17 protein-coding genes and 1 pseudogene are annotated in these 19,120 nt (G+C 63.3%); 11 read left to right on the top strand and 7 right to left on the bottom strand.

Features of this window, described 5'->3' with window-relative positions:
* Nucleotides 1-46 precede the first annotated feature (46 nt).
* Nucleotides 47-277: a hypothetical protein gene (locus tag A5634_RS00585; RefSeq protein WP_065142138.1), complete on the bottom strand. Its 231-nt coding sequence runs from the start codon at nucleotides 275-277 to the stop codon at nucleotides 47-49.
* Nucleotides 278-288: 11 nt separating this feature from the next.
* On the bottom strand, nucleotides 289-1,173 hold the full coding sequence (locus tag A5634_RS00580) for a M48 family metallopeptidase (protein ID WP_065142137.1): 885 nt from the start codon (nucleotides 1,171-1,173) through the stop codon (nucleotides 289-291).
* Between the two features lie 158 nt (nucleotides 1,174-1,331).
* Here A5634_RS00580 and A5634_RS00575 point away from each other — a divergent pair, with 158 nt between their 5' ends.
* The 3 genes from A5634_RS00575 to A5634_RS00565 are packed head-to-tail and all read left to right on the top strand — an operon-like array spanning nucleotide 1,332 to nucleotide 5,025.
* On the top strand, nucleotides 1,332-2,963 hold the full coding sequence (locus A5634_RS00575) for a class I adenylate-forming enzyme family protein (RefSeq protein ID WP_065142136.1): 1,632 nt from the start codon (nucleotides 1,332-1,334) through the stop codon (nucleotides 2,961-2,963).
* On the top strand, nucleotides 2,950-3,723 hold the full coding sequence (locus A5634_RS00570; RefSeq protein ID WP_172831573.1) for a class II aldolase/adducin family protein: 774 nt from the start codon (nucleotides 2,950-2,952) through the stop codon (nucleotides 3,721-3,723). The genes A5634_RS00575 and A5634_RS00570 overlap by 14 nt, the downstream gene beginning before the upstream one ends.
* Nucleotides 3,724-3,756: 33 nt before the next feature.
* Nucleotides 3,757-5,025, top strand: coding sequence for an amidohydrolase family protein (locus A5634_RS00565; protein WP_065142135.1), 1,269 nt, complete (start codon nucleotides 3,757-3,759; stop codon nucleotides 5,023-5,025).
* Between the two features lie 170 nt (nucleotides 5,026-5,195).
* Here A5634_RS00565 and A5634_RS00560 read toward each other — a convergent pair whose 3' ends face one another.
* A complete protein-coding gene (locus A5634_RS00560) occupies nucleotides 5,196-5,978 on the bottom strand; it encodes an SDR family oxidoreductase (protein WP_065142134.1) in 783 nt (260 codons plus the stop codon).
* Between the two features lie 111 nt (nucleotides 5,979-6,089).
* Here A5634_RS00560 and A5634_RS00555 point away from each other — a divergent pair, with 111 nt between their 5' ends.
* Entirely contained in the window at nucleotides 6,090-6,887 is a 798-nt protein-coding gene (locus A5634_RS00555) for an SDR family NAD(P)-dependent oxidoreductase (protein WP_065142133.1), read from the top strand.
* A gap of 20 nt (nucleotides 6,888-6,907) precedes the next feature.
* Nucleotides 6,908-7,576 (top strand): hypothetical protein, encoded by a 669-nt coding sequence (locus A5634_RS00550; protein ID WP_065142132.1) that lies wholly within the window; start codon nucleotides 6,908-6,910, stop codon nucleotides 7,574-7,576.
* Here A5634_RS00550 and A5634_RS00545 read toward each other — a convergent pair.
* The 3 genes from A5634_RS00545 to A5634_RS00535 are packed head-to-tail and all read right to left on the bottom strand — an operon-like array spanning nucleotide 7,573 to nucleotide 10,603.
* Nucleotides 7,573-8,454 (bottom strand): NYN domain-containing protein, encoded by an 882-nt coding sequence (locus tag A5634_RS00545; protein ID WP_065142131.1) that lies wholly within the window; start codon nucleotides 8,452-8,454, stop codon nucleotides 7,573-7,575. The two genes, A5634_RS00550 and A5634_RS00545, sit on opposite strands and share 4 nt — an antisense overlap.
* Entirely contained in the window at nucleotides 8,454-10,037 is a 1,584-nt protein-coding gene (gene fadD1 / locus A5634_RS00540) for a fatty-acid--CoA ligase FadD1 (protein ID WP_065142130.1), read from the bottom strand. Before fadD1 ends, A5634_RS00545 begins: the two co-directional genes overlap by 1 nt.
* Nucleotides 10,034-10,603 (bottom strand): TetR/AcrR family transcriptional regulator, encoded by a 570-nt coding sequence (locus A5634_RS00535; RefSeq protein ID WP_253861436.1) that lies wholly within the window; start codon nucleotides 10,601-10,603, stop codon nucleotides 10,034-10,036. The genes fadD1 and A5634_RS00535 overlap by 4 nt, the downstream gene beginning before the upstream one ends.
* A gap of 561 nt (nucleotides 10,604-11,164) precedes the next feature.
* Here A5634_RS00535 and A5634_RS00530 point away from each other — a divergent pair.
* The 3 genes and pseudogenes from A5634_RS00530 to A5634_RS00520 form a co-directional block, all read left to right on the top strand.
* Nucleotides 11,165-13,150 (top strand): PPE family protein, encoded by a 1,986-nt coding sequence (locus tag A5634_RS00530; protein WP_065142234.1) that lies wholly within the window; start codon nucleotides 11,165-11,167, stop codon nucleotides 13,148-13,150.
* A 51-nt stretch (nucleotides 13,151-13,201) separates the two neighbouring features.
* Nucleotides 13,202-14,422 (top strand): FAD-dependent oxidoreductase, encoded by a 1,221-nt coding sequence (locus A5634_RS00525; RefSeq protein WP_081290108.1) that lies wholly within the window; start codon nucleotides 13,202-13,204, stop codon nucleotides 14,420-14,422.
* Nucleotides 14,423-14,528: 106 nt separating this feature from the next.
* Nucleotides 14,529-14,901: pseudogene (locus tag A5634_RS00520) on the top strand (Gfo/Idh/MocA family protein); the annotation flags it as partial.
* A 3-nt stretch (nucleotides 14,902-14,904) separates the two neighbouring features.
* Here the strand turns inward: A5634_RS00520 and A5634_RS00515 are convergent.
* Entirely contained in the window at nucleotides 14,905-15,726 is an 822-nt protein-coding gene (locus tag A5634_RS00515) for a sugar phosphate isomerase/epimerase family protein (RefSeq protein WP_065142128.1), read from the bottom strand.
* A gap of 446 nt (nucleotides 15,727-16,172) precedes the next feature.
* Between A5634_RS00515 and A5634_RS00510 the strand changes: the two genes are divergently transcribed.
* From A5634_RS00510 to A5634_RS00500, 3 genes are all read left to right on the top strand, one after another.
* Nucleotides 16,173-17,333: an iron-containing alcohol dehydrogenase gene (locus A5634_RS00510; protein ID WP_065142232.1), complete on the top strand. Its 1,161-nt coding sequence runs from the start codon at nucleotides 16,173-16,175 to the stop codon at nucleotides 17,331-17,333.
* A 72-nt stretch (nucleotides 17,334-17,405) separates the two neighbouring features.
* A complete protein-coding gene (locus tag A5634_RS00505; RefSeq protein WP_065142127.1) occupies nucleotides 17,406-18,068 on the top strand; it encodes a TetR/AcrR family transcriptional regulator in 663 nt (220 codons plus the stop codon).
* Nucleotides 18,069-18,146: 78 nt separating this feature from the next.
* Entirely contained in the window at nucleotides 18,147-19,118 is a 972-nt protein-coding gene (locus A5634_RS00500; protein WP_065142126.1) for an enoyl-CoA hydratase/isomerase family protein, read from the top strand.
* Nucleotides 19,119-19,120 lie beyond the last annotated feature (2 nt).

Here is a 19,120-nt window from a genome sequence, read left to right as displayed (position 1 = left end):
CTTCGTCTTCCCGGCAAACCTCGATCGCACACCGCTTAGGCAAGACCTAGTTGTCCTCGCTCGGATCGCAACTGGCAATACGCCGATCTGCGTTGTCCCAGCCAGCCCCGAGCGCGGCCAACCGGAGCGCGAACAGCACGCCTGCCACTGTGACGGGCAGCCCGAGGTAGAGCATCCAGTCCACTGGGAGACCGGCTCGGGTCAGCGCCACATAGTGCAGAAACAGCATCGCCGCGATCGCGCCACCGGTCAGCAGCACTGCGATCTTGGTCTTCATAGCCGGTGTGCTTACCTCGGCCAACTGGCGCTGGCGGGTGCGGTGACCGGTTGCTTCGGGCGAAAGAACAGGGCCCCCGCGACGGCGCGGTTGCGTAGAGCCGCGGCGCGCCACGTGTTCACCGGATGTGACGCGAGCATGTTGGCCAACCAGACGAAAAACCCGGTTTCGGTACCGGCCCGGTCGGCCATGCCGTCGAAGTCCACCCATCGCAGCAGGTACTTGCCGGCGCTGAGCACGCCGATGGCGCGACGGGCACCGTCAGGGCGAAACGCGTAGCCGTAGTTGTCGGCGGTGTACTCCATCGACCGCGACAGCGCCTGACCGAGGAAAGGGATCTTCATAGCCAGCTGACTCAGCTGGCGCCAGTACGACGTGTGCCCGGCTGCGATGTGCCCGACCTCGTGGCCGATCACGAATGCCAGTGCCTCCGGGTCGCGAGCCTGGCCGCCGATCTCGAACAGGTCGCTGTAGACCGTGACGTAGCGGCGGAAGCCGTGACCGCTGGCGAAGGCGTTGATCTGGCCGTTACCCAGCACGACGTAGGCGTCGGGTACCTCGCTGAGGCCGAAGCGTTGGGCAGCCTCGACCACCAGCCAGTAGCCCTCGGGGAATTGCGTGGGCGACATTTTGACACCGTTGGTGCGTTGCTGCCCGTAGTTGAGTCCCCGGCCCAGGAACAGCAGCAGCGGGTTGGCCAGTACCGAGAGCCACAGCAGGCTGACCGTACCGGACAGCACCACCGCGAATGCGATCAGATAGAGCACGATGCTCGACACGATCACCAGGACCAGCAGCCCGATCTCCCACGGGTGCCGTCTCGGGTGCTCACGGTAGCCGGGCGGAGCGGGGAAGTGCGGGTGATGGTGCTGGGTCGGCGAATCGAGGATGGCCATGGCGGTGCCTGCACTCCTGAATGTCGGGGTATCTCGGGCGGCATCAGACTCTGGTTCCGAGCTTGGAGGGTTCTCTACGGATTCTTGGAGCGCAGCTCAGCGGCATAAAACTGACGGCTCGCGGCCTACGACGCGGACGACTTTCCTATGATTTGGTGATGACCGCCGGGGCGCTGAGTATTGCGCAATCGCCGGCTTTCACCGCCGAGGATGTCGCGCGCTATCACGCGGCGGCTTGGTGGTCGGATTCGACGCTGTCGGACGCGGTGCGCCGCAACGCCAACCGGTCGCCGGATCGTACGGCGTACGTGGACCACCGTGGCGACGACTTATCGTGGCGGGCATTCGATTTGGCTGCCGATTCGCTGGCCAAGCAGCTGGTCGGGATCGGTGTGGCCAGGGGTGATCGGCTCGCAGTGTGGCATGGCGACTCGGCGGCCCTCCACGCGTTTTTCGTCGCGGTGGAGCGGTGCGGGGCCGTCGTTGTCGGTATCGGGGCGCGTGCCGGACCGCGGGAAGTGGCCCAGCTATTGGGTACGACGCGCCCGAAGCTGCTGGTCAGCGATCAGGCGCACAGCGCTGCCGCATCCGAAGTGGCTCGCACATCGATGCCGGTGCTGGTACTGCGCCAAGATGGCGCGGCGCTGGGCTTGGACGCCGACGGGGAGCCTGGGGCGCTGGATGCCGCATCGCAACTAGGTCCCGACGACGTGTTCCTGATCAACTCCACGTCGGGCACCACGGGATTACCCAAGTGCGTCGTGCACACCCAGAACCGTTGGCACTACTTCCACCAGCAGGCGGTTGCCAACGGGCTGTTGACATCGGCCGATGTATTCCTGCCCATCATCCCGATGCCGTTCGGGTTCGGAATATGGACCAGCCATACCACCCCGATCTACCTCGGTGCCACCGCGGTGATCCTGCCGCGGTTCGCTACGCGCGAGGCGTGCGATGCGATAGCACGCCACAAGGTGACCGTATTGTGTTGCGTCAGTACACAATTGACCATGCTGATGGCTGATCCTGCCAGCCGGGAAGTCGATCTTCGTTCGTTGCGGGTGGTGTTCACCGGCGGCGAGGCGTTGCCGTACCGGCCGGCCGCGGATTTCGAGGAACTCACCGGAGCCAAGATTCTTCAGTTCTACGGCTCGAACGAGACCGGTGCGCTGAGCGCGACAACCCTTGATGACTCGCAGGATCGCCGACTCCGCACCGGTGGGCGGATAATCCCGGAGATGTCCGTGCGCCTTTTCGACGGTGATTTGGACGTCACCCATACAGGTCGCGGCCAGCCCGCCTGCCGTGGACCGGCGACCAGTCTCGGCTACCTCAGCGGTTTGGCAGACGGCACCGACCACGACAAGTTATTCACCCCGGACGGTTGGATGCGGATGGGCGATCTCTGCGAGATCGATGCCGATGGTTATCTGACCGTCACCGGGCGAACGTCGGACTTCATTCTGCGTGGCGGCAAGAACATCAGTGCGGCACAAGTCGAAGACGCTGCCATGACGCACCCAGCGCTCGCGCTGGCCGCGGCGGTGCCGATGCCCGACCCCGTTTTGGGCGAAAGGGTCTGTCTGTACATAGAACTCGCCGATTCGCAGACGATCGACCTGCCCGCGTTGGTCAATCACCTTCTGGGACTGGGTGTTTCCAAGGAATTACTGCCCGAGCACCTGATCGTGGTGGACGAGCTGCCCCGGTCCTCGGGTGGCAAGGTCGCCAAAGGGCAGCTACGCGAAGACCTTCGAGCCAGAATGGAGGGTGTTGGTGGACGCTCCTAACGCACGCAGAGGCGGTCTGCAGGTGTGGGCGCCGTCGGTGGTGCCGCCGATCGGTGTCGAATTGTCCAACGAGCAGGCGTTGGCCGTCGCGTTCCGGCATCTCGCGTCGATCGGCTTCGCCGAGAACATGGCGGGCCACATCACCTGGCAACTCGACGGCCAGACCGACATGCTGGTGAATCCGTGGGGGCTGTGGTGGTCCGAACTGACCGCATCGGACATCTGTGCCGTAGACGCCGACGCACGAGTGGTGCGCGGCCGCTGGGACGTCACGCCGGCCATCCACATCCATACCGAATTGCACCGGGTTCGTGACGACGCCCGGGTGGTCATCCACAACCACCCCTACTACGTATGCGTTCTGGCTGCGCTGGGCCGGCTGCCCGAGTTGGTCCACCAGACCGGATCGCTGTTCCTGGACGATCTGTGCCTCGTCTCGGCTTACGACGGAGAAATCGACAGCCCTTCCCGCGCAGCCGATCTCGCGGCACATATCGGCGGAGCCAACCTGACGATCCTGGCCAATCACGGCGTCGTCGCCACCGGCCGGAATCTGGCCGAAGCGGTGTATCGGGCGGCATCGATCGAGCGGGTCTGCCGAATGGCCTATGACGTCTTGCTGACCGGCGAGGAACCATCGCGGATGAATTGGTCGGACATGGCGGGCATGCAGGTCTCGTTGATCGAACGCGCCGCCGATGTCTACTGGGCGGGTGCGGCACGGATGACGATCAAGTCCGACCCCGATGTGCTCACGTAATCCCGCGTCTTCTCGCGCACGGAAGGAGACCCCGTGAAATCGATCGATGAGCTTGCCGCCGACCTGAACTTCACCACCGCCAAGACGGGTGAGGACCGAACGGTGACGTTGCTGCCCGATCCGCCTCGGGCCGAGCGGCGCTACACAGTGATCTCGGTGGACGATCACATCGTCGAGCCGCCGGACACATTTACCGGGCGTCTTCCAAGCAGGTTTGCCGACCGCGCGCCGAAGGTCGTCGACACACCAGAAGGTGGGCAGACGTGGGTCTATGACGGACAGGTGCTGCCCAACGTCGGCTTCAACGCGGTGGTGGGCAGGCCGGTATCAGAGTATGGCTTCGAACCGGTCCGATTCGACGAAATGCGCAGAGGGGCATGGGATATCCATGCGCGGATCGCGGACATGGACCTCAACGGCATTTACGCGTCGCTGAACTTTCCGTCCTTCCTGCCCGGGTTCGCCGGACAGCGACTGCAGCAGGTCACCAAGGACCGTGACCTTGCACTGGCTTCCGTGCGGGCCTGGAACGACTGGCATTTGGACGTCTGGGCCGGCAGCTATCCCGGCCGGATCATTCCCTGCCAGTTGCCCTGGCTGCTGGATCCGGAACTGGGCGCAAAGATGATCTACGAGAACGCCGAGCGCGGTTTCCACGCCGTGACATTCAGCGAGAACCCGGCGATGCTCGGCTTTCCCAGTATCCACTCCGGCCACTGGGAGCCGATGATGGCGGCGTGTGCCGAGACGGGCACCGTCGTGAACCTGCATATCGGCTCGTCCGGGTCCTCGCCGTCGACGACCGCCGACGCGCCGCCGGACGTGCAGGGCGTCCTGTTTTTCGCATACGCCATCTCCGCCGCCGTGGATTGGCTGTACTCGGGATTGCCCAGCAGATACCCCGACCTCAAAATCTGCTTGTCCGAGGGCGGAATCGGTTGGGTTGCCGGGCTATTGGACCGCCTAGATCACATGCTCAGCTACCACGCGATGTACGGCACCTGGCAAGCGTTTAGTGAAACCCTCACGCCCGCAGAGGTTTTCACCCGCAATTTCTGGTTCTGCGCGGTGGAGGACAAGTCGTCGTTCGTGCAGTACGAGCGGATCGGCGTGGACAACATCATGCTGGAAGCCGACTACCCGCACTGCGATTCGACGTGGCCGCATACCCAGCAGACGATCCACGAGGAAATCGGTGGGCTGCCCGACGACGTCATTCGAAAGATCACTTGGGAGAACGCCGCACGGCTTTATCAGCATCCGGTGCCACCGGAGGTTGCGCTTGATCCGGACGCGTTCTAGCCGCGCCCTCGCCCGCCCTCGTCCGGCCTTGCCCGCCGATCGCCTGGTCCGCTCCCGCCCGCACCCGGCCCGCCCGTCGAGTGTGAATTTCACGACGCGACACGCCGATTGGGCGTCGTTAACCGCACAGTGGACGCTGGGGTAGGTACGGAGGCGGGGGTAAGTACGGACTAGGTGACCCAGTCGGGTTGGCCCGCGGTGTCGACCACCGAAAAGTCTTTATGCCCAAGGCCTGCCACGCAGCCGCCGTCGACCACGAATTCCGAACCCGTCGAGTAGCTGGACTCGTCGCTGGCCAGGTAGATGACCAGGTTGGAGACCTCCTGCGGCTCGGCGATCCGGCCCAGCGCGGTCTGGAAAATGTCCTCCGGCACCCATTCGGTCATCGGGGTCCTGATGAGCCCAGGGTGGATGGAGTTCACCCGAATTCCACTGGGGCCCAACTCCAAAGCTGCGGACTTGGTCAGACCTCGGACAGCGAATTTGGTCGCCGTGTAACCGTGACAGGCGATGGTGCCGGCAAGTCCTTCGATAGAGGAAATGTTGATGATGGACCCGCGGCCCGCGGCTTTCATGGGCTTGACGACCGAGCGGATGCCCAGGAAAACGCCGGTGAGGTTGATGTCGAGAATCCGCTGCCATTCCGAGAGCGCGTACTCCTCGAGGATGCCGACATTGATGATGCCGGCGTTGTTCACCAGGATGTCGAGGCGCCCGAATTCGCTCAGGGTGGTGTTGACCGCGGCATCCCACTGGTCGGGGTCGGTGACATCGAGGTGCAGGTAGCGCACGGCGTCACCGACTTCCGCTGCCACGGCCTTGCCTTCGTCGTCGAGGATGTCGCCGAACACAACTTTGGCGCCCTCGGCTACCAGTGCCCGCACATGGGACGCACCCATGCCGCGCGCCCCGCCACTGATCAGGGCGACTTTGTCGGTCAATCGGTTCGGCATTGAATCTCCTGACTGTGCGCGGTCTATAGGGACGTCATTTCACGCACCATACATAGACCATTGAACGTATGGCCGTACGGGCGGGTCTTTGGATCGACTAGCGTCGTCGCAATGGAGTTATCGGGAAAGATTGTTCTGCTCACTGGGGCGACTGGCGGCCTGGGCCAGGCGATCGCCACGGCACTCGCCGACCGCGGTGCGCGGCTGATAGTCAGTTCACGCAAGCCTCAGGAACTCGAGGGATTGGTGGCTGCTCTCTCGGGCAGTGGACACCGGACGATCGTCAGCGACCTCGCCGAACCGGGCGCGGGCCAGGCGCTGCTGGCCGAAGCCGGCCCGATCGATGTGCTGGTATCCAATGCGGCGCTGCCGGCCTCGGGAAAGCTCGACAGCTATACCGCTGAGCAGATCGACCGCGCGCTGCGCGTCAATCTCGAAGTGCCGGTACAGATGACCCGCGAGTTGATCCCGGCCTTCGTCGCCAGAGGTTCAGGCCATTTCGTCTACATCTCGTCGATCTCGGGCAAAACGGCGACGGCTCGCGCCTCGCTGTATGCGGCGACCAAGTTCGGCCTACGCGGATTCGCCCTGTGCCTGCGCGACGACTTGCGACCCGACGGGATCGGAGTTTCGGTTGTCAGCCCGGGTGCGATCGGCGGCGCCGGTATGTTCGCTGATTCTGGCGCGGCACCGCCGCCGCTGATCGGGACCGGGACACCCGAGCAGGTGGGCGCGGCGGTGGTAACCGCGATCGAGCGCAATCGCGGCGAGATCACCGTAGCGCCGCTGCGTCAGCGCGTGCTGGCCCGGTTCGCCGCGAATGCGCCGGAAGTAGCCTCGAGGCTGGCCGGCGGGGTGGCTGCCAAGGCGGCCGACGAGATCGCCGCCGGTCAAACCGACAAACGCTGAAATGGTGGCATCCTGACGTCGTGGGAGTGCTGTTTCGGCTCATCGAGTTGCTATTGCTGGCGTTGCCGCTGATCGGCTTGATCGCGGCCGCTATCAAGGCGCTTACATCTTTGAACCGGCGGATGGGGCAGGGGAGCGCCGATCGGGCACCCGACGCCGTGCCCAACGCTGCGTCTTCGCCGACGAACCCCGCGACCCACTGGCAGGCGATAAAGCGCGCCATCGACGCGCACGACAAGACCGATGCCCGCTGGCTGCAGTATGAACTCGACGCGGCCCGACTGCTGGATTTCCCGGTCATGACCGACATGCGGGACCCGCTGACCACCGGCTTTCACAAGGCCAAGTTGCGGGCAGATCTGCACAAGCCGGTGCGTGCGGAGGATCTGTTCGACGACCGCGATGCCGCAAGGCAGTATCTCGATGCCGTCGAGGACTATGTGACCGCGTTCAACGCCGCCGAAGCAGAGGCGACTCGCAGGCGCAACAGCGACTTCTCCACGGCCGAGAAGCAGCGACTGGCCCGGGCACAAAGCCTGCTTCGGATCGCCGCTGACAGCGCCGCGACGACCCAGGAGCGCCAGCACGCATACGGTTTGGCACGCGCCGAACTCGAGGGCCTCATAGTGTTGCCGGACAACACCCGTACCGGCCTGGAGCGCGGTATCGCCGGCGAGCTCGACGGCTAGGTGCTCTTGAGTCGCACCATACGCGTCGTGGTGCTCTCGTCGAGCTCGACCAGGTCGCTGCGCGAGCGCAGGAAATCGCTGAAAGACTTGAAACCCAAGGACTTTTCGCTGAACGACGGGTTCATCCGCTTCATCTGTGCTTTGACCGCCGAATTGTGCAGCCAGTCCGCGTCGTCCTTTTCCTGACCGATCCGGAGGGCGCGCTCAAGCAACCCGGTAGCCGCGACCTGCGGATCGGGTGCCGACGACTCCTCGTCGGTGTCGTCGGAGTTGGCCTGCCGTCCGCGTTTCTTGGGTTGCGACGTGGAGGCGGTCGTCGAAATCCCGGGAAGTGCGTCGTAGGTGAGGAACTCGTCGCAGGCGGCAGCCAAGGACTGGCTGCTGGCACCGGCTACCCCGATTCCGACGACGTAGCGGCCGAGACGCTTGCAGCGCTGCGCCAACGCGATGTAGTCGGAATCCCCGCCGACGATGACGACATGGGTGAGATCCGGTAGCCGGAACATGTCCTCGACCGCGTCGACGGCGAGCCGGATGTCGGCGCCGTTCTTTCCGTAGGCGGCCGCGGGAAACAGTTGCACAAGGTCGACCGCTCGACCGACCAACTGGCCGTGGTAACCGGCGTTGACATCCGCTGACCAGTCCGCGTACGCGCGGGTGAGCACCAGCGTCCCGAACGAGGACGCGAAGTCGATGATGGCGCCCAGGTCGACGGTTGCGATTCGCAGCCGTTCCTTGTCCAAGCCCTTGGCTTTGTCTCGCTGGAACGTGTTGCGGCCGTGCACCTGGTCGTAGCGCGAGATCACGATGTTGTCGAAATCGAAATAGACGGCCACTCGCGTCGCGCCGGGATCAGCCGTCTGGCCGGAGTTTGTCATCACCTCATCGTCCAATAGGCGGTGCCGCGTTCCTCACGCACCCACAACGTCTCACCCGGACCAACGGTCGTTCCCTCGGCGATCAGCTGCCGCTTGAGCACTTTATGGGTAGCAGTACTGGGCAGGTCCGCGGCGATCCGGACGTAGCGCGGTCGCGCTTTCGGTGACAGGTCTGGTTGCTCGTCGAGGAAGGCTTGCAGCAATTCGGGCTCGAAGGTGCGTCCTTCGTGGAGCACGACGGCGGCCATGATCTGGTCACCGACCCGCTCGTCGGGCACCGCATAGACGGCAACACGGTTGATCGCGTTGTGGCGCAGCAGAATTCGCTCGATTGGCGCTGCGGCAAGATTCTCACCGTCGACTCGCATCCAGTCGGCTGTGCGACCGGCCAGATAGATCCAGCCGTCGCGGTCTTTGTAGGCGAGGTCTCCCGACCAGTACATGCCGTCGCGCAAGCGTTCAGCGTTGGCTTCGGGGTCGTTGTAGTAGCCGGTGAAAAAGCCCGATCCCGCGGTGTTCACCAATTCCCCGACGGCTTGGTCCGCATTGAGCAGGGCACCGTGTTGGTCGAGCTCCGCAACGGCACATTCGGTACCGGTGTCGCTGTTGTAGACGGCGATTCCACCGATGCCCCTGCCTATCGATCCGGGTGGCGTTCCGGGTTCGCGTATCACGATGACCGCATTCTCGGTGGAACCGAACCCGTCCTCGACTTGCACGTCGAACCGACGCGCGAAGTCCTGGATGTCTTTTTCGTTCGCCTCGTTGCCGAAGGCCACCCGTAGCGGGTTGTCGGCGTCGTCGTCGTCGTGCTCCGGCGTGGCCAGGATGTAGGCAAGAGGTTTCCCGACGTAGTTCATGTAGGTCACCTGGTAGCGGCGGACATCGCTGAGAAAGTTGCTCGCCGAGAACTTCGCCGGCACGATCGCGGCCCCGGAGACCACCGCAGGCGCCCAGCCCGCGACCACCGCGTTGGAGTGGAATAACGGCATCGAGACGTAGCAGGTGTCTTGCTCGGTCAGGTTGAACCGGTCCGCCAGGCTGCGACCGGCGAAGGTCGGCATCAGATGCGAAACCTGGACGGCCTTGGGGTTACCACTGGTCCCGGAGGTGAAGATCATCATGAACGGGTCCGTCATCTCGACCTCGCGGTGGGGGACCAGCGGCCCGGCATCGGCGAGCAGCGTGTCCCACTGCGGGCTCGCGATTTCCAGGATTCTGGCGTCGCCGAGATCCAGGCCATCCAACAGCGGACGATGCTCGGCATCGGTCACCACGATCTGACAATCCGCGCGCCGGATGTCGGCGGCCAGGGCCTCGCCGCGCCGCGTGGTGTTCAGTCCACACAGCACGTACCCGCCCAGGCCAGCCGCCGCCATCTGCGTCAGCATGTCTGGCGTGTTGCCCAGCAGCGAGCCGATATGCATGGGCCGCTCGGGATCGGCGGCACCGAGAAGCGCGGCGGCCTGCACGGTCGCGCGCTCCAGATACTGATGCCAAGTCCATTGCAGTTCAACATATTTCACAGCAATCGCCGAGTCGGACAACCGTTGGCGCAGAAGTGCCTGGATCGTCTCGGTCATGACTGTGATTCCATCCGGGGCTGGTCCGCAGACTGGCTGTCGATGTAGGTACTCAGGATCTCCACGAGGAGGCGACGTTGGCTAGCTGTGTCGACCAAGCGGTGCATCACCAGCTGGTTGGCGATCATCCCGCGCAGCGTGGTGAGCAGCAGTTCACCGATCGCCGCGCTCTCATTCGGACCCAGATCGCGATCGATGCCGGCAGTTAAAGTCTTGAAAGTCTTGCCGAGCCGCTTGATATGCCCGGTCGTGGTCGATCCGCGGCTCGCGCGGGTGCCGATCAGGATCTCGGTTGCCGCGCGCGCAGTCGGGCTCGACATCGCCTGCCAGGCCGCCGTCACTGCCGCCGCCACCCGGTCGCGTGTGGTGGTGTCCGGCGTGGCGGACGGTATAGATCTCAGCGCGTCCACCAATTCGTCAAATCCCTGGTCCACCACCGCCATCAGCAATCCGTCGCGGTCTCCGAAGTGGTATTGGATCACTCCCCAGGTGACGCCCGCGGTCTCGGCAATGTGCCTGCCGCTGGCTGCCGCGATCCCCTCACTCAATACGATTTGAACGGTCACGTCGATGACCGTGTTGCGTGTGCGTTCGGCCCGGACCTGATTGCCATGAGCCGGCCGGGTCGGAGCCACACCTCGAGAGATCACCACAAATCACCACACCTGAGTCGGGGTTTCATGCGACCAGCATAAACATTGCATTTGCAATGTTATCGGCAGGGGGCGGTTGGCAAGGTCGCGGGGGTCAGGCCCGGCAAACGGCGGTGGATGTCAATGAAGTGGACACGATTAGGTGTAACGGATTTCGTTAATTGGCGAAGTAAAAATACTGGACCAAATTGGGGACTCGGGGACAGCCACCCAGTGTGACATGAATCCGGCACGTGGCGCTTTAGCGCGTTTACCGCACCAAGGACACGAAATATATTGTCGCACCGACGGTTTCACCTGTTCTGTTGAATTCAACTGCGCCTGTATAGCAACGGTTCCGAAAGAAATATTCGCGCGGAAATGAAGCTCGCTCGTTTTGTCGCCGAAAATCGTACGGAAGCGTTGGAACGCGGTTATTATCTCGACCATTCAACAATCCGATACCGTCGACCGAACGGAGGAATAGCGCTGACCATGGTGTCGAACTTCGCGGTTCTCCCTCCGGAGATCAACTCGGCACGGGTGTACACCGGCGCGGGCCCGGCGCCGATGCTCGCCGCGGCAGCGGCATGGGATGGGCTGGCGATCGAGTTGGAGACCGCGGCCGCATCATTTGAATCGATCGTCACCGGTTTGGCGAGCGGGTCGTGGCAGGGCCAGGCGTCGCTCGCGATGGCGGGTGCGGCCGCCCCCTACATCACCTGGCTGAACACGACGGCGACTCACGCCCAGGGTGCGGCGGGTCTGGTCCGCTCGGCGGTTGCTGAATTCGAAACCGCGATGACCGCGACGGTGCATCCAGCGCTGGTTGCCGCCAACCGAACACAAGTGATGTCGTTGGCCGCGTCGAATGTGTTCGGTCAGAACACGCCGGCGATTGCAGCGATCGAATCGCTGTATGAGCAGATGTGGGCCCAGGATGTGGCCGCCATGTCGAGCTATCACGTCGGCGCCTCTGCGGTCGCGGCTCAGTTGGCGCCGTGGCACCAACAGCTACAGGGACTGTTCAATGCGGCCGCCCGTTCCGCAGCGCAAGGGAGTTGGGCCGCGCCGGAGAGCCGCTCGGTGATGGCCAACAGTGCCGCAGCGGTGACTATTGCCGAAGTCATGGGAGGCAGCGGAACCCCGATTCCGTCCGCCCTGTATGTACAGCGCGCTTTCGAACTTTATGTCCACCATCTCGCGCCGTCCGCGATCGCGCGCTCGCTGTTCACGCCCGAAGGGCTTTATCCGATCATCGCAATCAAGAACCTGACCTTCGATTCCTCAGTGGCGCAGGGGCTTGCGATCCTGGACAACACGATCCGGTCGCACCTGGCCGCGGGTAACGCTGTCTCGGTGTTCGGCTACTCGCAAAGCGCAACTATCGCGTCACTGGAGATGGCGAGACTCGCGGCATCGGTGAATCCGCCTACCCCAGACCAGCTTTCGTTCACACTCATCGGTAATCCCAACAACCCCAACGGTGGGGTGGCTGCGCGTTTTCCGAATATCTCGTTTCCCAGCCTGGGTGTTACTTCCAGCCCCGCCACGCCGGACAATCTGTATCCGACCCGCATCTACACCATCGAGTACGACGGCATCGCAGACTTCCCGCGCTATCCGCTGAACCTGGTGTCAACACTGAACGCGCTGGCGGGCACCTACTATCTGCACCTGAACTACTTCACGTTCACGCCGGACCAGATCGATGCGGCAATACCGCTGACAAACACGGTGGGCCCGACCATGACCGAGTACTACATCCTGCCCACCAAAAATCTTCCGCTGTTGGAGCCGGTGCGCGCGATACCGATCATCGGCGATCCGATCGCCGACCTCGTTCAACCTAACCTGCGGGTGATCGTCAACCTCGGCTACGGCGATCCGGCATATGGTTACTCGACGTCACCACCCAACGTTCCCACCCCGTTCGGAGTGTTCCCCGAAGTTGATCCGATGGTTGTGGCCAATGCCCTGGCAGCGGGAACTCAGCAAGGAATCAACGACTTCGGCTACAGCATGGCGCATCTCGACGTGCCATCGGTTGACTTGGCGAACTGGATGTCGCCTGGATCCAGTGGCACTGGCGGTGGCGGTGGTGGTTCCGGTGGGGGATCCGGAGGGGGAACGTCGGCTCCGGCCATCACGATCGACAGCGTCATCGACGGGATCCAAACGGTCAACACCGATATCCTCAATACGGTTACCAAAGTGGCAGGTACGGGCTACCAGGTGCTGCTGCCGACCGCAGACGTGGTGAACGCTCTGATCACCACCGTGCCGTCCTACAACGTCAACCTGTTCCTGGAAGGAATTCGGGAGCTCGCGCACGGCGATCCGATGGGTCTGATCAACACCATCGGGTACCCGCTCGCAGCGGACGTGACGTTGCTGACCGTGGCAGCGACTATCGAACTCTTCCTTGTCATCAGCGCCGCACAGATGATTGGCGCGGATATTTCTGCGCTGATTACCTGATCATTGAGCAGGAGCCAGGGTCGCGGCTGGCGGGCCTATGCTTAAGCGCTAATGAGCGAGAAGGCGACGTGCGCAATCATCGGTGGTGGCCCGGCCGGCATGGTGCTGGGGTTATTGCTGGCCCGCGCTGGGATAGATGTCACGCTGTTGGAAAAACACGGCGACTTCCTGCGTGACTTTCGCGGTGACACCGTGCATTGCTCCACGATGCGGTTGCTTGACGAACTGGGGCTGTGGGAGCGCTTTTCGGAATTGCCGTTCACGCAGGTACGCAAGGCGGCATTCGAAACCAACGGACGTTCGGTTACCTACGTCGACTTCGAGCGGCTCTCTCAACCGCATCCGTTCATTGCGATGGTTCCGCAATGGGATTTGCTGAACCTGCTCGCGGAGGCCGCTAGCGCAGAGCCCAGTTTCACGCTGCGGATGAACACCGAAGTCACCGGACTCCTGCGGGACGGCGATCGGATCACTGGCGTTCGCTACCAAGGGCCGGACGGCCCCGGGGAACTGCACGCCGAACTCACCGTGGCATGCGACGGGCGGTGGTCGATCGCGCGCCAGGAGGCCGGGCTGCAAACCCGTGACTACCCGGTCAAATTCGACGTCTGGTGGTTCCAACTGGCACGCGAAGACGACACCGAATTCTCTTTCTTACCTCGCACCGCCCCGGGCAAGGCACTTGCCGTGATCCCTCGGCAGGGTTATTTCCAAATCGCCTATATCGGCCTGAAAGGCACCGACGCGCAGTTGCGTGCGCAAGGTATCGAGGCTTTTCGTCGCGACATCGCCGCGCTCGTGCCGGAGGCCGCCGACTCGGCCGGGGGTCTGACGTCCATGGACGATGTCAAGCACCTCGACGTCAAGGTGAATCGACTGCGTCGCTGGCACTGTGCCGGGTTGCTGTGCATCGGCGATGCCGCACACGCGATGTCGCCGATGGGCGGCGTCGGAATAAACCTGGCTGTTCAGGATGCTGTCGCGGCAGCATCCAAATTGGCCGAGCCGCTACGGCAGCATCGAGTCACCGATCGTGATCTGGCGGCCGTCCGCCGCAGGAGGCTATTTCCCACCGCAGTAACGCAATTGGTGCAACGGATGCTGCACCGGGGCCTGCTCGGACCGCTGCTTCGTGGTGCGGATCCGGCGCCACCGACAGCGGTGCTCCGGGTTGTCGAACGGCTGCCGTGGCTCTCTATTGTGCCCGCCTACTTCATCGGCGTCGGCGTGCTGCCAGAGCATGCCCCCGCGTTCGCCCGCCGTGACAGCTGACAAGGCGGCGTCGCCGCTGCGCATCGGGATCCTGGGTGCCGCACGCATCGCCCCGCTCGCGGTTGTCAACCGGGCCAGTGATGGAGGCCTTAACTATTCGCTGGCCAACTATTCGCTGGCCGGCGGGGCGACCATGGACGCCGGTTGCTATGCCGTACACATGGTTCGCACGTTCGGCGGTTCCACCCCGGAAGTTGTTTCCGCACAAGCAAAGCTGCGCGATGCCCGGGTGGACCGGGTGATGATCGCAGAGCTGCGGTGCGCCGGGGGCCACACCGGTGCAATCCGTACTTCGATGTGGTCAACGGATCTGTTGAATATCGGCGCCAAAGTGGTTGGCAGCGACGGATCGTTGAAGTATTGAATCCTGTTGTGGCGGCGAGCCGGTAAAGACGACGCCGCAAGACGCCGTCGAGAACATGATGGTGATCGACGCGATCTACCGTGCCGCAGGACTGCCGCTGCGTGAGCCGAGTTGATACTCAGCCGATTACGTCGTCGGACAACAAGCGCCGCGCAGCATCGACACAAGGTCGTAGCCGATCGATCGGACTGTGGCCGGACAGTGCCAGCGATCGCTGCGGCACCTCAAGTTCAATCACCACGTTAGTGGGAAGTGCCTGGATGAACTCGCGCAGGGGCAGTTCGCCCTCACCGGGCGGCAAGCGCTCAAACATGGCTTCCTCCATGTAATTTGCCAGACGTGGTTGCAGGGTCGTGTCGTTGAGTTGGGCATAGCCGATGTACTGGGAGTCGACGGCCACCAGGTCGGCCGGGCTGGAACCGGACCGCGCCATATGCATGGTGTCGATCAGAAGTTGAAAGTCGGGTCGCCCCACGTGCCGGACCGCGGCCAGCGCGGTGGCTAGGTCACCGACGGTCAGGCCGGGTACCGGCTCGAGCACCGTTCGCAAGCCACGTTGCGCGGCAAGCTCTGCCAGAGCACCGAATTGGTCGAAAGTACGTCCACGATCGGGATCGAGGCTGACGACGTTGATCCGAGGGATGCCGAGTTCGACGATCACATCGAGATCGGCGGCAAATAGTCGTACGTCGGCATCCGGCGTCACCAGGAAGCCGTCACCAAGGGTGATGGTGACGCCGTGCTGCTGCGCGGCGGCGCGAACCGCGCCACGCAGGGCGGCATCTTTCTTCAGCGAGAACGGTGGATAACCCAGCGGCGCCAGCGGGAGTCCACGCAGGAACATCGAGATGTTGGGGCAGCCCAGATCGGCTGCAAGACCGATGAACTCCAGCGGCGGCAGCCCGAAGACGCTGAGGTAACCGAGACCGAGTTCGCCCATGATTTCTGCAGGTTACAACGGTGATCGGCGGCGCGGGGGTTGAAATAGGGTACGGCCGGGTACTCCTTACCAGCTGTGATCTCGGCCCGCTGGTACTCCACGTTGAGCCCGGGCTGACGAGGGAGGCGAAAATAACGATGATGAAGAAATTTGCGGCAACAGCGATAATTGCCGGCGCGCTTGGTGCCGGAAGCTTCGGCTTGGGGGCCGGCCTGGCGCAAGCCCGCCCCGGTCCACATATCCCCGGCCCGCCGCCAATTCCGCCGGTGCCGCGTATCGACAATGGGGCGAACTGGGGTCCTGCACCTGGGCAGATAAAAAAGTTCTGTCCGGGAAACAACCCCCCGGGTCACTGGATTGGCGGACCGCACGGGATTCCGTGTACCTAAACTGGGGCCCGCGTTTGTCGCTTTGACGACAGCGGCGTTGGTCGTAGTGTCTCGATGATGCCGACAACCGCCGCATTTCCCCGGCACATCCGCCTCGGCGGCGGGGCGATCGCCGAGTTGGCCATGGTGCTGGAAACCCTGAATCTCCACCGTCCCTTGCTGGTCACCGACTCTTACCTGGCTGGCAGCGGCGCCGCGGAGCAGGTCGTGAACATCCTGAAGGCGGCGGGCAAGGCGACCGCTATGTTCGACCGTACTGTCGCCGACCCCACCACGGCTTCGCTCGCCGACGGGGTCGAGGCATTACGGCGCCATCAGGCCGACGGCGTAATCGGCTTCGGCGGGGGCAGTCCGATCGACACCGCCAAAGCTCTGGCGGTATTGGCCGTGCAGCCCGGTCCAATGCGCAGATTTAAAGCGCCCCACAGCTATGCCGGTCCGGCATTACCGATCATCGCGGCCCCTACTACCGCCGGAAGTGGCTCGGAGGCAACGCAATTCACGGTGATCAGCGACAGCGACACCAACGAGAAAATGTTGTGCCCTGGCTTGTCGTTTCTGCCGATAGCCGCAATCGTCGACTATGAGCTCACAATGACTATGCCGCCGCGGTTGACCGCGGACACCGGCATTGATGCGCTGACTCATGCCGTGGAAGCGTACGTCAGCCGTAAAGCCAATCCCATCAGCGACGGATTGGCACTGTCGGCAATCCGCCTTATCGCAACACATTTGAAGCCGGCATACCGCGACGGCGCGGACGCGGCGGCCCGTGCGGGCATGATGGCCGCAGCCACCCAGGCCGGGATGGCGTTCTCGAATTCCAGTGTGGCCCTGGTGCATGCGATGAGCCGACCGATCGGTGCGCACTTTCACGTCGCGCACGGGCTGTCTAATGCCATGCTGTTTCCCGCGGTCACCGCCTTCTCCGTCGGCGGCGCGCAGCAGCGCTACGCCACCTGCGCCCGCGAATACGGCGTTGCTGGCGTCCACACGAGCGACCACGTCGCCGCACTGGCTCTCGTCGAGGCGCTCACCGAGTTGTGCAGGGAACTCGAGGTCCCCACGCCGAAGTCTTACGGCATCGACCGCACCGCTTGGGACTCGCTGGTCCCGCTGATGGCCGAGCAGGCGGTCGCATCCGGGTCCCCGGCCAACAACCCCGTCGTACCGGACCCGGCCCAGATAGAGGCGATCTACGCACAGGTCTACGACTGAACCGGCCTGGGCTCTTTACCGACACTACAAATATAGAGTACTGTCGGCGGCCAAGCCCAGGACGGATGAGCGATGGACAAACGACGAAAGCCAAACCCGGCCGAGCGCCGCCGCGACCTATGCGATGCGGCGATTCAACTGTTGGCCGACGACGGGGCTAAAGGGCTGAGCCACCTCAAAGTTGACCGCAAGGCCCGCGTGCCGGACGGAACGACTTCGTTCTATTTCAGGACGCGTTCGGCACTACTGCTCGCGGTGGCGGAGCGCTTAGCAGACCTGGACCTGGCCAATCTGCAATCCATCGCTGACACCGCCGACGACGACGATCAAGGTTCACCGTCGTCGCTGTCGCAGGTGGTGATCCAGTCGGGATACGAGCCGGAGCTGTCCCGCACCAAAGCTCGCTACGAGCTGACCATGCAGGCGACTCGCGACCCGGCCATGGCCGCCTCGCTGCAGCACAGCACCGACGCTTTCACCAAGCTGCATCGGGAAATCCTGGTCCAGTTAATGCCGCGCGGGGCCGAGCTGGAAGCGGCTGTCATCGAGGACCTGAGCAACATCACGTTGACCTTCATCAACGGCCTCCTGCTCAGGCTGGCCCACGGCGACCGGATCATCGACAGCGCAGAACAACTCGACGCGATCCTGGCAGCGATGGCAAGTGGCATCCTGAAGAGTCCGGCCAAGGGCCGGTTGACCGCGAAATACTCGGTGGTAGACGGTGTTTCGTGATGATTGTGATATTCGGCGTTTGCTTCCCTTATGCTTCCCGTAGCCGCGGGCAGCCCACTCGAGTAGAGAGAGAGTCACATGCCCGAATACGACTACGAAGAGATGAAAAGGGAAGCCGAGCAGTACATCAGGTTCGAGAAGGACGTCAAGAACAGGATCGCCTACATCACCTTCGATCGTCCCGACGCGCAGAACTCCACGACGTTAGGCATGCGGCAGAACTATGCCGACCTAATCCATAAGTGCAACGTGGACGACGACGTCAAGGTCGTGGTAATCCGCGGTGAGGGTGAGGATTTCGGCAGCGGCGGCGATCTGCCCGAACAACGCGGCATGCTGGAAAACCCGGGTATGCCGCTGCTGCACGAACTCGCGATCAACGACGACGAGGTCAAGTACCCGCCGGGCGGTTCGTACCGCTACCTGTCCACCGTGACGGACTTCTACGCTAAGGCGCGCGCGGGAAACCGTCCGCTGCAGGAACTTCGGAAGGTCAGCATCATCGAGGCCAAAGGCTACTGCTACGGGTGGCATTTCTATCAGGCCGGTGACGCCGATCTGGTGATCTCCTCCGAAGACGCGCTATTCGGCCATCCGGCGTTTCGCTATGTCGGGTGGGGACCGCGGCTGTGGTGGTGGGCCGAAACGATGGGCTTGCGGAAGTTTTCCGAGATGCTTTTCACCGGAAGGCCGTTCAGTGCCAAGGAGATGTACGACTGCGGCTTTGTCAACAGCGTGGTCCCACGCGACAAGCTGGAAGCCGAGACGGAGAAATACGCCCTGGCCTGTTCGCGTTCCCGTCCGACCGACACGGTCGCGGTGCAGAAGACGTTCCTGGAGTTGTACAAGCAGCACAAGGGTGAATACTTCGGAAGTCTGCTCACCGGCATGGTCGAGGGAATGTTGCCGATGATCGCCAACGACCAGGCCAACGATGTCGACCTCACCGAAGGCACCTTCGAGAAGGGCCTCAACAATGTGGTGAAAGACAATGATCTGAACTTCCCGCCGGAGTGGCGCTTGAGCCGGTCGGGCCGCCAGAAGCCTTGACC

The organism is Mycobacterium asiaticum (assembly GCF_001673365.1).
GTDB classification, from domain to species: Bacteria; Actinomycetota; Actinomycetes; order Mycobacteriales; family Mycobacteriaceae; genus Mycobacterium; species Mycobacterium asiaticum_A.
Note: the sequence above shows the minus strand (reverse complement) of the source record. Positions and strands in the feature narration are given on the sequence as shown.